The organism is Pseudoalteromonas sp. Angola-30 (assembly GCF_028599215.1).
In the GTDB taxonomy this organism is placed as follows: Bacteria; Pseudomonadota; Gammaproteobacteria; order Enterobacterales; family Alteromonadaceae; genus Pseudoalteromonas; species Pseudoalteromonas atlantica.
Map to the genome: position 1 here is coordinate 297,044 of NZ_JAQREI010000003.1, position 14,863 is coordinate 311,906.

Annotated in this window: 13 protein-coding genes; 3 read left to right on the forward strand and 10 right to left on the reverse strand. The window is 42.4% G+C overall.

The features are described from left to right. Positions 1-263 precede the first annotated feature (263 nt). The 10 genes from PSH54_RS06690 to leuS all read right to left on the reverse strand — a co-directional run bounded on the left by PSH54_RS06690 (position 264) and on the right by leuS (position 11,136). Complete coding sequence (locus tag PSH54_RS06690; protein WP_004585914.1) at positions 264-1,424, reverse strand: serine hydrolase; 1,161 nt, start codon at positions 1,422-1,424, stop codon at positions 264-266. A 311-nt stretch (positions 1,425-1,735) separates the two neighbouring features. Further along, a complete protein-coding gene (locus PSH54_RS06695; RefSeq protein ID WP_054982217.1) occupies positions 1,736-2,500 on the reverse strand; it encodes a septal ring lytic transglycosylase RlpA family protein in 765 nt (254 codons plus the stop codon). After that, positions 2,500-3,606, reverse strand: a complete 1,107-nt coding sequence (gene rodA, locus PSH54_RS06700; RefSeq protein WP_054982218.1) for a rod shape-determining protein RodA — start codon at positions 3,604-3,606, stop codon at positions 2,500-2,502. Before rodA ends, PSH54_RS06695 begins: the two co-directional genes overlap by 1 nt. Further along, positions 3,603-5,483, reverse strand: a complete 1,881-nt coding sequence (gene mrdA / locus PSH54_RS06705; RefSeq protein ID WP_004585917.1) for a penicillin-binding protein 2 — start codon at positions 5,481-5,483, stop codon at positions 3,603-3,605. The genes rodA and mrdA overlap by 4 nt, the downstream gene beginning before the upstream one ends. A gap of 9 nt (positions 5,484-5,492) precedes the next feature. Further along, the gene (gene rlmH / locus PSH54_RS06710) at positions 5,493-5,963 is read right to left on the reverse strand and encodes a 23S rRNA (pseudouridine(1915)-N(3))-methyltransferase RlmH (protein WP_004585918.1); all 471 of its coding nucleotides are present in this window, start codon (positions 5,961-5,963) and stop codon (positions 5,493-5,495) included. Between the two features lie 36 nt (positions 5,964-5,999). Next, on the reverse strand, positions 6,000-6,317 hold the full coding sequence (rsfS, locus tag PSH54_RS06715) for a ribosome silencing factor (protein ID WP_024033760.1): 318 nt from the start codon (positions 6,315-6,317) through the stop codon (positions 6,000-6,002). A gap of 54 nt (positions 6,318-6,371) precedes the next feature. Next, entirely contained in the window at positions 6,372-7,007 is a 636-nt protein-coding gene (nadD, locus tag PSH54_RS06720; protein WP_024033759.1) for a nicotinate-nucleotide adenylyltransferase, read from the reverse strand. A gap of 11 nt (positions 7,008-7,018) precedes the next feature. Beyond that, positions 7,019-8,056: a DNA polymerase III subunit delta gene (gene holA / locus PSH54_RS06725; protein ID WP_004585921.1), complete on the reverse strand. Its 1,038-nt coding sequence runs from the start codon at positions 8,054-8,056 to the stop codon at positions 7,019-7,021. Then, positions 8,056-8,547, reverse strand: coding sequence for an LPS-assembly lipoprotein LptE (locus tag PSH54_RS06730; RefSeq protein WP_024033758.1), 492 nt, complete (start codon positions 8,545-8,547; stop codon positions 8,056-8,058). The genes holA and PSH54_RS06730 overlap by 1 nt, the downstream gene beginning before the upstream one ends. Then, positions 8,548-11,136, reverse strand: coding sequence for a leucine--tRNA ligase (gene leuS, locus PSH54_RS06735; RefSeq protein ID WP_273605747.1), 2,589 nt, complete (start codon positions 11,134-11,136; stop codon positions 8,548-8,550). It abuts the gene before it with no gap. A 174-nt stretch (positions 11,137-11,310) separates the two neighbouring features. Here leuS and PSH54_RS06740 point away from each other — a divergent pair, with 174 nt between their 5' ends. The 3 genes from PSH54_RS06740 (at position 11,311) to PSH54_RS06750 (ending at position 14,747) form a co-directional block, all read left to right on the forward strand. Then, a complete protein-coding gene (locus PSH54_RS06740) occupies positions 11,311-11,769 on the forward strand; it encodes a zinc ribbon-containing protein (protein ID WP_004585924.1) in 459 nt (152 codons plus the stop codon). A gap of 77 nt (positions 11,770-11,846) precedes the next feature. Next, on the forward strand, positions 11,847-14,270 hold the full coding sequence (locus PSH54_RS06745) for a Lon protease family protein (RefSeq protein ID WP_029772178.1): 2,424 nt from the start codon (positions 11,847-11,849) through the stop codon (positions 14,268-14,270). Continuing rightward, positions 14,271-14,747 (forward strand): FKBP-type peptidyl-prolyl cis-trans isomerase, encoded by a 477-nt coding sequence (locus tag PSH54_RS06750; protein ID WP_029772177.1) that lies wholly within the window; start codon positions 14,271-14,273, stop codon positions 14,745-14,747. It begins immediately after the preceding gene. Positions 14,748-14,863 lie beyond the last annotated feature (116 nt).

Here is a 14,863-nt window from a genome sequence, read left to right on the forward strand (position 1 = left end):
GCTAAACGTGTTGCTACCTGCGTTAAAAATGCTCATTTAGAACAACTAAATAGCGATTTATTAGCCAAGTTATCAACACGTTTTTCCAGCCTCAAAATAGATTACTTAATTAACCGAATTGGTATAACGCTAAGCGTGACTGGCAGGTTTAGGGTGATCCTGCTTATATGGGGCGCATTCTAGCATTTTTCAAGCAAAAAAAAACGCCTCATAACAGAGGCGCTTCGTTTAACAACCCAACGACTGTCGGGTTATTTTTACGTTTACATAATTTGTAAACGTAAGTAGTCGTAAATTTTGCTAAAGAAGCTGCCTTCTTCCACTTCTTCAAGTGTAACTAGTGGGTATTGTGCAATGTCTTCGCCCTCTAGTTGTAAGAATAACGTACCTACTTTAGTGCCTTTCGCTAATGGTGCTTCAAGCGTGTTGTCTAGCTCAAAGTTCGCTTTAAGGTTTTTATGTTGACCACGTGGAATGGTAATTGGGGTATCTTCTAAAATACCTAACGATACATTTTCTTTATTACCCATCCAAATACGTTGTTCTGCAAAGCTGTCGCCTGCTTTGTAAGGTGTAATTGTTTCAAAAAAGCGAAATCCGTAGTTAAGTAGTTTTTTGCTTTCTACTTTACGTGCGCGCTCGCTTGATGTGCCCATAACAACCGCAATTAAACGCATGTCGTTTTTAGTTGCAGACGTTACTAAACTATAACCTGCCTCTGATGTGTGACCCGTTTTAATACCATCAACATCTAGGCTTTCATCCCATAACAAAGAGTTACGGTTATATTGTTTAATACCGTTGTAAGTAAACGATTTTTGCTTATAAAGTGCGTACTCATCAGGTACATCACGAATAAGTGCAGCACCTAGCGTCGCCATATCACGTGGGGTAGTGTAATGCTCGTCTGTATCTAAACCGTGGCTATTAATAAAATGGCTGTTGCTCATGCCTAATTTAGCGGCATGGGCATTCATTAAATCAGCAAATGCGCTTTCGCTACCTGCAATGTGCTCAGCCATGGCTACACACGCATCATTACCAGATTGAATAATAATACCGTGATTAAGCTCATCAACACTTATTTGCTTGCCTACTTCAATAAACATTTTTGACGATTCAGGGAAGTTTTTAGCCCAGGCTTTTTCGCTCACTGTAACCATATCGGTTGGTGCAATGTTACCGGCGTTTATTTCTGTACCAATTACATAACTGGTCATCATTTTAGTTAAGCTTGCAGGGGCTAGCTTTGTATCAGCTTCACCTTCAGCAATAACTTTACCTGTTGTAAAGTCTACTAAAAAATAACCTTTTGCATTAATTTGAGGTGGAGCCGGAATAATTTGGGCGCTGGCTGAAAATACGGCGGCTGTGCAAACTAAGCCGCATACACCTTTGAGGATTTTATGTTTAATTGATTTCATCATACTCATTAATGGTTAAAGTTAAAAATTCGCGTTAGTCCATCTTATACCCAAACTACCCCGAGATGCGAGCGTCGTTGGAATTAAAAACAACTTAGACAAGGTATTGATTGTCAATAATAGTCACTCTATTGTTCAAATCAATAACGCAGTATAAATCGTTTTTAAACCACGCTTCAGGGCGTTTCACTAAGGCTGATTTTCTGTGTTGTTATTTTTTAAAAGGGATTGCCATTTAAAAAATAACACCTAGATTTTAAGCCCCAATACAACGCTGAATCCTACATTTTGGCGTGGTTTAGGTATTTGTCTTACTGAGTGTAAAGCAAGAACGCGTTTTGAAATTGGTTTTGTTTTAATTTTTTTAATACGTCTTGTGCATGCTGGGCATCTTTAATCGGGCCCAAATGCAAACGATAAATGTTGTCTGCTTTTACTATATTAGTAGGTACTTGATACTGCAGGCGTAATGTAGAAGCTAATGCTTCAATATTGCTAAGCGTACTACCCGCAGCTACCTGTATATATGTTTTACGTGCAGGAATGCTGTCGAGCGTAATCGCCTCTAGCTTAACCTTGGCTGTACCGTGAGTGTAATAGCCTAATTTATAAGCAGCAGCATACGAAAGATCTATTATTCTGTCATCATGAAACGGCCCACGGTCGTTTACACGTACAATTACCGATTTATTGTTGGCAGTATTAGTAACGCGTACAAAGCTTGGCAGGGGTAAGGTTTTATGGGCCGCGCTCATGGCAAACATATCGTAAATTTCACCGTTTGAGGTATGGTAGCCATGAAACTTACGGCCGTACCACGAAGCGATCCCTTCTTCTGTATACCCTTTTTCATCAAGCATTGGCGTATAACGTTTGCCTAATACCTCGTACGGGCGACTTGCACTGGCACTTTTTTTAACATCCACCACAACGGCATCTTGCATTTCAAGTGCGGTTGGCGCGCGTAAAGGTGCGGCATCGTGCTCCATATGATAACGACTATTAGAGCCGCTACTACATGCGCTTAACATAAATATTAAGGCTGAAATAAATAACAGCTGGGTAGGCTTATTCATTATTTTAAAAGCATCCTTTTATCTGTCGCAATTGACATAATAATGCCAAATCCGGCCATTAACGTCACCATAGAGGTGCCGCCATAACTAATAAGGGGTAAAGGTACACCTACAACAGGCAACAAGCCCGATACCATGCCTATATTTACAAAAATATAAACAAAAAAGGTGAGGGTAAGGGCGCCGGCCAATAATTTACCAAACGCATCTTGCGCGTTTACCGCAATGTATAAACCACGGCCGATAATAAATAAGTACAGGCTTAATAAAACACACACACCAAATAAGCCAAACTCTTCACTTAATACCGAAAATATAAAGTCGGTATGGCGCTCTGGTAAAAATTCGAGTTGTGATTGCGTGCCTTGCAACCAGCCTTTACCTTCTATACCACCTGAGCCGATGGCTATTTTGGATTGAATAATATGATACCCCGAGCCAAGCGGATCGCTCTCTGGGTCTAAAAACGTTAATACGCGCTGCTTTTGGTAGTCGTGCATACCGTAGTGCCAAAATGGCCATGCTGCCAGTGCGACAATCGAGCTTAAAAAGCCAATTAAACGCCAGCTTAAACCCGATAAAAACAACACAAATATTCCTGAGCTGGCAATCAAAATTGAGGTGCCTAAGTCGGGCTGTTCTTTAATTAATAAGGTAGGCAGCATCACGATGACAAAGCCAATAATTAGGTGTAATGGACGTGGCGGAAGTTGGTTTCGTCCAATATACCAAGCCACCATCATAGGGACTGCCAGCTTCATAAGTTCTGAGGGCTGAAAGCGAGTAATACCTAAATTTAACCAGCGCTGAGCGCCTTTTGAGCTCACGCCAAAGAGCAATACGCCCACCAACATGAGTAACCCAACACAGTAAAGGGGGATCACTAAGCGTTTAAGAGTCGCGGGGGAGAACTGTGCAAGCACTATCATGCCTATAATAGCGCCGCCCATACGGGTGATATGGCGGATCATCATGGCCGAGTCTTGGCCGCTTGCGCTATATACTATGGTGATACTGCCTGCCATCATAAGTAATAAGGCAATTAGTAACGGTAAGTCTAAATGCATGCGCATCCATATCGAGCGCTGGGTGTTTAATACGGTCATTGCGCTGTATTCCTAGCAACTTCTATTGGGTTTGCTGCAAAATAGTAATCCATTAGCTCACGTGCAATAGGTGCACCCACAGAGCTTCCGCCACCGGTGTTTTCTACCACAATTGAAACCACAATTTTAGGGTCGTCATACGGAGCAAAACCAATATAAATCGCGTTATCGCGTTGGCGCTCCTTTAGTGATTTTGCATCGTAACGCTCACCTTGGGCAATACTCACTACTTGCGCTGTGCCTGTTTTACCCGCAGGATCATAATTAGCGCCTTTAAATGCACGGTGTGCCGTTCCTGTTACTTTTTTTACGGTATTGTGCATGGCATCGAGCGCGATACGCCAGTTATCAGGGTTATTAAGTACCACTGGCGGTTTTTCTTCGTTATTAATTTGCGTCACTTGGTCTTCTTTTTTAGCCACTTGTGCTAAATGCGGCGGGTGGTTTATGCCTTTATTAACCAATATGTTAGTCGCGTTAGCAATTTGAATAGGGGTGGCAGTCCAATACCCTTGGCCAATCCCCACTGAAATAGTATCGCCACGCCACCACGACTCTTTAAAGCGGCCTTCTTTCCACTCTTTTGAGGGCAATATGGCTGTGGTTTCTTCGTGTATGTCTATTCCCGATAAGTCACCAAAGCCAAAGCGCGCCATAAAATTACTAATTTTTGTTATGCCTAAGCGGTATGCCGCATCGTAAAAGTAAGTATCGCACGACTCTTCAATCGCTTTGTAAACATCTACATGGCCGTGGCCCCAACGTTTCCAATCGCGCCATTTATGTTCAACATTCGGTATTTGAAAAAAACCAGGATCCCACACCGAGGTGCTTTCACTGACAATGTTTTCTTCAAGTGCCAGTATAGCCATATGCGGTTTTACTGTGGAAGCTGGCGCATAGCGCCCTTGAGTGGCACGGTTAATTAGAGGGCGGTCGGGGTTTAGCAGTGCTTTATAATCTTTACTGCTAATACCATGGACAAATAAATTAGGGTCGTAACTTGGGTTTGAATAAAGTGCTAATACGCCGCCATCTTTGGCATCCATTACTACAACCGCGCCGCGCATATCTTTAAGCGCATGTTGGGCTATTTGTTGTAAACCTATATCTAAGGTAAGCACTAAATCACTGCCTGGCTGTGGGGGAGTCATACTTAATGTGCGAATAACACGGCCGCGGTTATTCACCTCAACGCGTTGAGATCCGACTTGGCCATGCAAAAGCTGCTCGTAATATTTTTCTATGCCAAGCTTACCAATATCGTGCGTAGCGCGGTAATTGGTGGCTTGGTCTTCTTGTTCTAACTTATTAAGTTCTTTGCGGTTTAGTTTGGCGACGTAGCCTAATGCATGGGTTAGCGTATCGCCATATGGGTAAAAGCGTGCAAGGCGCGCCTCAATGCTAAAGCCCGGAAATTTATGCTGATTAACCGCAAATTGGGCCACTTCGGTTTCATCTAAGCGGGCTTTTAGTACTTGCGACTTAAAACGACGCGTATGCTTTATGTCATCAATAAAGTCTTTTTTTTGCTGCTCGGTAATCGTAATTATTTTGCTAACTTGCTCAAGCGATTTAGCTAAATCGTCGACCTCTTCAGGAATAACCTCGAGGTTATAAACGGGTTTGTTTTCAGCAAGCAGTACACCGTTGCGGTCGTAAATGAGGCCACGGTTTGGCGCAATAGGAATTACTTTAATACGGTTATCGTTAGAGCGGGTTTGATAGTCGGTGTGTTCTTCTACCTGAATGGTATAAAGATTAGAAAGCAAAATTGCTACTAAGCCTAAAACAAAAATAAAACCCACAAATGCGCGCCGTGCAAATAAGTTTGCCTCAGCGGAATGGTCGCGTATTGTGGGTCTTTGCTTAATCATAACAAGGCGTTACTCGCGATGATAAGGATGGTTGTTATTTAAGCTCCAGCCTCGGTATAGGCTTTCGGCAACAATAATACGCACTAAAGGGTGCGGTAACGTTAAGTTAGATAACGACCATTTTTGCTCAGAGGCGGCAATGCACTCAGGGGCTAACCCTTCAGGGCCGCCAATAAGCAAACTAACGTCGCGGCCATCGAGCTGCCACTTTTCCATATTTTTAGCAAGCTGGTGAGTATCAAGTGGTTTACCTGTTACCTCTAGGGTAACAATGCGATTGCCTTTTGGAATAGCGGCTAAGGTTTTTTCACCTTCGGTGTGTAAAATGCGTTTAATATCGGCATTTTTACCGCGTTTACCGGCCGGAATTTCTATTAACTCAAGCGCCATATCTTTAGGAAAACGGCGTTGGTACTCTGCAAATCCGGTTTCTACCCACGCTGGCATTTTTGTGCCAACGGCAATCATTTGTATTTTCACGTATTACTTCCAAGCTCAATTAAAAAATAGTGGCGCTTAGCCCCACAGTTTTTCTAGATCGTAATAGCTACGTGCGTGATCTTGCATCACGTGTACAACTACATCACCTAAATCTACCAGTACCCATTCGCCTTCGTCTTGACCTTCGTAACCTAAAGGTTCTTCGCCAGCGTGGCGAGCTTCTTTTGCTACGTTATCAGCAATTGATTGCACATGACGCTTAGAAGTACCCGAACACACAACCATGTAATCGGTAATGTCTGAGCTGTCACGTACGTCTAGTTGTACCACGTCGCGTGCTTTCATATCGTCAATTTTGTCTAGTGCAAAGGCAAGTAGTTGTTTCGAATCCAAGGTATTGTCTCAATTTTAAATTTAATAGCGTGCATTTTAACATGCTAGGGGGTTTTAATCATCACTTTGATAAAGCTGGTGTTGCTTAATGTAGTGACTGACAGGTTCGGGTAATAGTTCATTATTTTTATTGGTTTTTTTTAATTGCTCTCGAATAGTGCTTGAGGCAGCATCAAGGGTTTCACCAGGTAAAAAATAAAGCTTACCAAAGTTGTGTGTGGCAAGTTGCTGTGGCGCTTCAGTGTGGGCATTACTGATATAGCTTTTAAGCGCCTTATTTGGGTTACATGTTTGCCCCGGGCGATGATAAACCACTATATGGCATAGCTGTGTAATTGCTTGCCATTCATACCATTTGTCGAGGTTATTAAACGAGTCCATGCCCATTAAAAAAAGAATTGGCGTATCTGGGTGCTCAGCTCTTAGCTCTTGTAAACTTAACAATGAGTAAGAAGGCCCAGTACGATTTAGCTCTCTTAAATCAAGTGCAAAATGAGGGTAAGGGGCAATAGCGGCATTGAGCATATTAATACGGTGCGCTGTACTTATACCTGGCGCAGCTTTGTGCGCGGGAAGTGCACAGGGCATAAAGTACAACGTGGATAAGTTAAATGTATTTACACACTGTGAGGCCATATTTAGGTGGCCTAAATGCACGGGGTCGAAGGTGCCGCCAAAAATTGCAATCATGTTAAAAATCTTTAGTTAAGTGCGTGGCAAGGCATTGGAATATCAAGCGGCTGGCAAAACTTAATACAAATATGGGCAAGTGCTTGGTAAGGCGCAATTAAGTTACCTTGTTTGTAGCTTGAATCAAACAGTGCAAGCTCACTGCTTATTTGCTCAAGGGTATTAATATTTAAGCGGTTAATTGCATTTTGCACTGGGCCTTGCTGGTTTTTCCAAATACCATTTTTTTTAAATAACTGTGCGATAGGCTCGCCATTTAAAAGCCCTTGCTGAATAGTGAGCAAACTGGTGAGCTCTTTATTTATAGCCCATAAAATACTCACCACTTCGGTGTTATCGCTGGCCAGTTTATTAAGTACCTTAATTGCTTGCTTGGCGTGGCCATTTAATAGGGCATCACTTAAATCAAAAATATCAAACTTGGCTTGATTTAATAGCCCTTGCATCACAAGTTGCTGGGTTATTAAGGCATTACCATGCAGTAGCGAGAGCTTTTCGAGCTCCTGAAAACACGCTAACAAATTGCCTTCGGTAGCGTTAATTAAGCTCAGTTTTGCTTCGTTTTGCATATTTAGAGAAAGGCGTGCTACTTGTTCATCTAACCAGCGTTTTAAATGATTCCCTGCAAGCGGGTAGCACGGTACAAATACACCGTGTTTATCGAGTGCTTTAAACCAAGCGCCACGTTGTACGTCTTGGCTGGCTTTAGCCCCTTTTACAATTAAAATGGTATCGGGGTTAATTAACTCGACTATTTTTTTAAAGGTATTACTACCTGGGGTGCCAGGTTTTTGTTGGTTTAAATCAAGCTCAATTATAGTGCGCGCACTAAACAAAGACATGCTTTGATATTGAGCTATAATTTCTTGCCAATCAAACCCTTGCATTAGGGTAAATTTAATTACCTCATCAAAGCCTTGGGCTTTTGCCGTGTCGCGTATTTGCTGCACACATTGCGCTTCTTGAAACGGTTCTTCACCAAACACTAAATAAAAGGGTTTTAAACCTTTATTTAATTCACTCGGTAACTGATTAGCATAACAGCGCATTATAGTTGCGACAGCTCTCTAACAATACGACCACTGGCTTGCTTACGAATTTCGCTAATAAGCAGCTCAAGCTCTTTTGCTTTTGCAAGTGCGTGATCGGGGTCGTCTTGGTAGTTACGATAAAGCTCAAAGCGTTTTTCTATGGCTTTTTCGCCTGGGCGTTTAACAACATAGCTTACCCCGTAGGCAAGCTCGTATTCAGCCACCTGACCATTTTGAAACAACGATAAGGTTTGGCGCTCAATGCTTTCTTTGCGTAAGTAAAGCTGGGCAACATTTTTAGCCGAAGGTGTCAGTTCTACGTTACTGGCTTTAAGCTCTTTTTTAAGGTTTAAAAATAACGATGATTTTTCATCATCACCTTTAAGCGTAAGCGTTTTAAGGTTATCGGGCAGGCTAGAGGCTTTCTTTAAATGAAAGCCACAGCTAGATAACACAAAACACATTAGCACTAAGGCTAATGTGTTTTTAAGGGTGTTAAAGCTAACCATTTAGTTAGCTACCACGTTAAGTAGTTTACCCGGTACGTAAATAATTTTACGAATGGTTGCGCCATCAGTAAATTTAGTTACGTTAGACTCAGCAAACGCAAGTGCTTCTACCTGCTCTTGTGTTGCATCGGCCGCTACAGTAAGCTTAGCGCGTAGTTTGCCGTTTACTTGTACGATGATTAATTTTTCATCTTCAACAAGGGCAGACTCGTCAACTTTAGGCCATGCTGCATCTAAAATGTCACCCTCTTTACCAAGCTCTTGCCATAACTGGTGCGATAAATGCGGCGTAATTGGCGCAAGCATAATAAGTAGGGCTTCTAATGCTTCGTTAGCAATAGCAACATCTTGCGTATCGTTTAATGGCGCTTTTAATAACTTATTAGAGAGCTCCATAATGGCAGCAATTGCAGTGTTAAACGTTTGACGACGTTCAATATCATCGCTCACTTTTGCAATGGCTTTGTGTAGCTCACGACGCAGTATTTTTTGTGGGTTACTAAGCGCTGATTTATCAAGTGCTTGGTAGCCAACTGTTTTCACATCTACTGCGTATTTCCAAATACGTTTTAAGAAGCGGTGCGCGCCTTCAACGCCTGAGTCTGACCATTCAAGCGTTTGCTCTGGTGGTGCGGTAAACATCATAAATAAACGCACAGTATCTGCACCGTATTGGGCAATTACTTCTTGTGGGTCTATACCGTTGTTTTTAGACTTAGACATTTTGCTCATGCCCGATGAGAACACAGGTTCACCATCTTCTTTGTGCCATGCTTTAGTTACGCGGCCTTTTTCGTCAGTTTCGGTATTTACATCGCTTGGCGAAATCCATACGTCACCGCCTTTTTCATCTTTACGGTAGAACGTTTCGGCAAGTACCATGCCCTGACAAAGTAAGCGATCGAATGGCTCGTCTGAATTTACTAAACCAAAATCACGTAATAACTTATGGAAAAAACGCGAATACAATAAGTGTAAAATAGCGTGCTCAATACCACCTATGTATTGGTTTACTGGTAACCAATAGTTAGCTGCTGCTGGGTCTAGCATGCCTTCATCGTGACGCGGGCTACAGTAACGTGCGTAGTACCAAGACGACTCCATAAAGGTGTCAAAGGTATCTGTTTCGTGTGTTGCTGGTACGCCATTTACCGTTGCTTTTGCCCATTCTGGGTCTGCTTTGATTGGCGAAGTAACGCCATTCATAACTACATCTTCTGGTAAACGTACTGGCAGCATTTCTTCGGTGGCGGCTAATTCGTTACCGTTTTCGTCGCTCAGCATTGGGATTGGTGAACCCCAGTAACGCTGGCGGCTAACACCCCAATCACGTAAGCGGAAGTTAACTTTACGCTCACCCACACCCAGTGCTTCTAGTTTGTCGGCAATAGCGTTAAATGCGCCTTCAAAATCAAGGCCATCAAATTCGCCAGAATTAACTAACACGCCTTTTTCAGTGAATGCTTCTTCTTTTAGATTTACTTCAAGCTCTGAGCCTTCAACCGGTGCAATTACTTGTTTTATGTCTAGGCCGTATGCTGTGGCAAATTCATAGTCGCGTTGGTCGTGTGCAGGTACTGCCATCACCGCACCTGAGCCGTAATGCATTAATACAAAGTTAGCAACCCAAATTGGAACTTGCTCGCCCGTTAATGGGTGAGTCGCGTAAAAGCCTGTTGCAATGCCTTTTTTCTCCATAGTGGCCATGTCTGCTTCGGCAACTTTGGTGTTTTTGCATTCTTCAACAAACATTGCAATTGCATCGCTGTTTTTAGCGGCTTCTTGCGCAATAGGGTGGCCACCGGCAACGGCTAGGTAAGTTACACCCATAAATGTATCTGGGCGTGTAGTGTATACGCTAAACTTTTCGTTGTTGTCGGTACGCGTAAACTCAATGTCTAACCCTTCAGAGCGACCAATCCAGTTACGCTGCATGGTTTTAACTTGCTCAGGCCAGTCTTCTAACTTGTCTAAGTCATCTAAAAGCTCTTGTGCGTAGTCAGTAATTTTAATAAACCACTGTGGAATTTCTTTTTGCTCAACCACTGCACCAGAGCGCCATCCGCGGCCATCTATAACTTGTTCGTTGGCAAGTACAGTTTGATCAACTGGATCCCAGTTAACCGTTGACATTTTTTTGTACACTAAGCCTTTTTCGTACAGCTTAGTGAAAAACCATTGTTCCCATTTGTAGTATTCTGGGTGACAGGTGGCTATTTCACGATCCCAGTCGTAACCAAAGCCTAATTGCTTAAGTTGGTTACGCATGTAATCAATGTTTTCGTACGTCCACTTAGCTGGCGCTGTTTTGTTTTTGATAGCGGCGTTTTCTGCAGGTAAACCAAACGCATCCCAACCCATTGGTTGCATTACGTTTTTGCCTTGCAGGCGCTGGAAACGAGAAACAACATCACCAATGGTGTAATTACGCACATGACCCATATGCAGTCGGCCACTTGGGTATGGGAACATAGAAAGGCAGTAATACTTTTCTTTGCTCTCATCTTCGGTGACTTTAAATACCTGGTTTTCTTCCCAGTAACTTTGGACTTTTGACTCTATGTCTTGCGGGTTATATTGCTCTTGCATCTATGATTCCAGACTTCTTGCAAACTAATAAAAAATTGCCGATAGGATACCCCAAATAAAAGCCTAATCACAGCGTATAAGCACGGTTTTGTTAAAATCTCACTTTCAGTGCAGGTTAACCTATACTTATCTATGTTAAAGGCCAACACGCCCTTGATTTTGATGGAGTATAAAATGGCAGATTATAAAACATGGCTTAGCGATTTAACTAATTGGCTAAAAGATGTAAAAGATCACGAAGTAAAAGATGCAATGACCCGATTTGTTGAATCTGAGCAAGCACTTAAAGACCTAGGCAAAGAAAAATACGGACTCTATAAAAGTTATTTGCAGCGCGACATAGAACACGTTCAAGAAAACGAATCGCACTATAATTCGCTTGCATGGCAAGAGCTTAAAGAGTCGTTATGGTATGAGCTTTCACACATAGAGGACAAAACCCAGCTTGAATGGCAGTCTCTTAGTCAAGATTTTAAGCACAATGGGATGTATCACGCAGGCGAATGGATAGCCATGGGCACATTAGTATGTAAGAATTGCACCCATAGTTTTGATATTTATCACGCTACACAAATTACACCGTGCATTGAATGTGATGGTATTTATTTTAGCCGTAAGGCATTACAACCCTAAATATATGTATTAAGTGGCTTGTAGGCCACTTAATACGCCCAAAGCCAGCGAGTATGTTGGTACAAAAAGAAGTTAGAATGACGAAAAAACTGCTGCCATTATCTGTTTCAAAGCTCGCACCGAGCATTTCTACTAATCACGTTAGCACGTGTATGAGCAATCCATACCCAGAGCAACTTACCTTTATAGGCCAACAACGTGCCCAAAGTGCTCTCGACTTTTCTCTTGGGATGGAGCTGCCAGGCTACAATGTTTATGTAATGGGTGAGGCCGCGCATGGCCGATTTACACTCGTAAAAGACAAACTTAAACAACACGCAAAAGATCGCCCCACACCTAATGAGTGGTTGTATGTTAATAATTACGACGACCACCGCGAGCCAATTGCGCTATTTATGCAAGCAGGGCAAAGCAAGCAATTAAGTGACGATATAGACTCATTTTTAGATGAAGTACTCGACACCTTTCCGGCAGCTTTTGATAACCCAGCTTATCAACGCAAAAAAAAGTCAATCGAGAGCGAATTTAACGACGCTTACGACAGCGCTATTACCGCAGTAGAAGAAATGGCGCTTGAGCAAAGCGTAGCGCTAATAGAAGAAAAAAACGCCGTAGGTTTTGCGCCTTTAGTTGAAGGCAGGCAGTTAAGCGATAACGAATTTGCCGCCCTAGATGAAGAGCTTCGTGATGAGTTTTTTGAAAAAATAGAAAAACTAGAAGATGCCTTAATTGAAGCGCTGATTGAGCTGCCACGCTGGAAACGCGAATCAAAAGAAAAACAGCGTAATCTAAAAAAGGCCACAGCCGAGCAAGCTACAAAGCCGCTATTAAAAGACTTAGAGCATAAATACGCTGCACATATTGGAGTGCTGCGCTACTTAAAAGACATTCGCGTAGAAATAATCGACGCAGTACTTGAATGGCTAGACGATGAAGATGAAAGCGAAGAAAGCAAAGAAGACTTTGACCGCAAAGGCATGCTTACCGACTTTTTTGCGCCTAATATTTTAGTTGAGTTTAAAGAAGACGATGCCGCACCTGTGGTGTATGAGCCAAACCCAACCTTTGGCAATATATTTGGCAAAATTGAGTATTCAACATCGCAAGGCTCGCTTATAACCAGTTACCGCTCTATACAGCCTGGTGCATTGCACCGTGCAAATGGCGGTTACTTAATTATGGATGCCGAAAAAGTAATGGCCAACCCGCAAGTGTGGGATGGTTTAAAGCTTTCGCTTAAAACGCACCAAATTAAAAACGACCTACCGTATCAAGACAGCTCAGTAGGCAGCAGCTTTACACTGCGTCCGCAATTAATTCCTCTTGATGTAAAAATTATTTTATTAGGCTCGCGCGATTTGTATTACACCATAGGTGAGTACGATGAAGAGTTTGCAGAGCTGTTTAGAGTACTTGCCGACTTTGATTACTATTTACCAAGTAGCGATAAGCTTCAGTACCAATTTATTACTAAAGTGAGTGAGTACTGCCAGCAAACGTTAAAGTGCACAACCACAGAGGCCGCCATGGTGCGGTTACTTAAATTTAGCTACCGCCAAGCAGAGCACCATAATAAATTATCGGCGCGCTTTGCCGATGTGCTTGAGCTGGTGGCTGAGGCTAGCTTTTACGCCAAGCAAGATAAGCAAACACTGATTGATGCGCATCATATTGATGAAGCCATTGAAGGTAAGCAGTACCGCACCGGCCAAATAAGCGAAAACATGTTAAGCGATATTAAAGAAGGCCACACGCTTATTGCCACACAAGGTCAAGCCATTGGTAAAGTAAACGGCTTAACAGTGTTGCACATTGGCGATACGTCGTTTGGTACACCCGCGCGTATTACCGCCACCGTATACGCCGGCGCCGATGGTGTAATAGATGTTGAGCGTGAAGCCGAGCTAGGTAAAGCAATTCACTCAAAAGGTGTAATGCTACTTACCGGTTATTTAGGTAACAAATACGCCCAGCACTTTAGTTTAACGCTAAGTGCTAACATAGCTATAGAGCAAAGCTACGGTTATATAGATGGCGATAGCGCCTCACTTGCTGAGTTATGTGCGCTTATATCAGCTATTACCAGTTTGCCTATTAGCCAGTCTATTGCCCTTACAGGCTCTATTAACCAACACGGTGATGTGCAAGCCATTGGCGGCGTAAACGAAAAAATAGAAGGCTTTTTTAAGCTGTGTAAAATGCGCGGCTTAACAGGCGAGCAGGGCGTTATTATTCCAAAATCTAACCAAGTTAACTTAGTACTTGATGATGAAATACTTGAAGCGGTTGAGCGCGGTAAATTTAATATTTACGCAGTAGAAACTGTAGACCAAGCACTTAACTTATTAATGGATATTGATGCAGGCGATATTATTGACGGCGAATACCCAGAGGATTCTGTTAACGGTATTGCTTTAGCACGCTTAAAAGATATAGCCGACATAGTTAATGGCGATAGCGAAGAAGATAAAGAAGCCGATGAAGATGAGGAAAAACACTAAATGATCAATATAATTTTAGCGGTGATCATCGCTATATTTTGTTTTTTAATTTTTCAAAATAGTAAAAAAGCAAAGCAACAAGCTGGCATTAACGCGCAAATTGAAGCCGACTACCTTGTCGCTAACGCAAAAGTTGAGGGCGTAATAGAAACCGCCTCAGGCTTACAGTACAAAGTGCTGCACAAAGGTGAAAGCGAAAATACACCTAACCCTACTAGTAAAGTAAACGTGCATTACCACGGCACGTTAATAGATGGCACCGTATTTGACAGCTCAGTAGAGCGTAAAACGCCAATAAGCTTTGGTTTAAATCAAGTTATTAAAGGCTGGACCGAAGGCTTACAACTTATGAGCCCAGGCGATAAATACATATTTTATGTACCGCACCAATTAGCCTATGGCGAAAAGCGAGTGGGCAGTATTCCACCTGCATCACTGCTTATTTTTGAAGTAGAGCTTTTGGCTATTGAGTCTTAATACACGCGTAAAAAAGTGTTATTAACTTTATAAAAAACCCGTTAGCTAACGGGTTTTTTATTGCGTGTTATTTAAGCTATTTAAGCTATTTAATATTAAAACCAATTCGCTTAATT

Bases quoted from the DNA above. Each gene is read 5' to 3' on its own strand.
- PSH54_RS06690 (WP_004585914.1), bottom strand. From the start codon at position 1,424: ATGAAATCAATTAAACATAAAATCCTCAAAGGTGTATGCGGCTTAGTT.
- PSH54_RS06695 (WP_054982217.1), bottom strand. From the start codon at position 2,500: ATGAATAAGCCTACCCAGCTGTTATTTATTTCAGCCTTAATATTTATG.
- rodA (WP_054982218.1), bottom strand. From the start codon at position 3,606: ATGACCGTATTAAACACCCAGCGCTCGATATGGATGCGCATGCATTTA.
- mrdA (WP_004585917.1), bottom strand. From the start codon at position 5,483: ATGATTAAGCAAAGACCCACAATACGCGACCATTCCGCTGAGGCAAAC.
- nadD (WP_024033759.1), bottom strand. From the start codon at position 7,007: ATGATTGCAATTTTTGGCGGCACCTTCGACCCCGTGCATTTAGGCCAC.
- holA (WP_004585921.1), bottom strand. From the start codon at position 8,056: ATGCGCTGTTATGCTAATCAGTTACCGAGTGAATTAAATAAAGGTTTA.
- PSH54_RS06730 (WP_024033758.1), bottom strand. From the start codon at position 8,547: ATGGTTAGCTTTAACACCCTTAAAAACACATTAGCCTTAGTGCTAATG.
- leuS (WP_273605747.1), bottom strand. From the start codon at position 11,136: ATGCAAGAGCAATATAACCCGCAAGACATAGAGTCAAAAGTCCAAAGT.
- PSH54_RS06740 (WP_004585924.1), top strand. From the start codon at position 11,311: ATGGCAGATTATAAAACATGGCTTAGCGATTTAACTAATTGGCTAAAA.
- PSH54_RS06745 (WP_029772178.1), top strand. From the start codon at position 11,847: ATGACGAAAAAACTGCTGCCATTATCTGTTTCAAAGCTCGCACCGAGC.
- PSH54_RS06750 (WP_029772177.1), top strand. From the start codon at position 14,271: ATGATCAATATAATTTTAGCGGTGATCATCGCTATATTTTGTTTTTTA.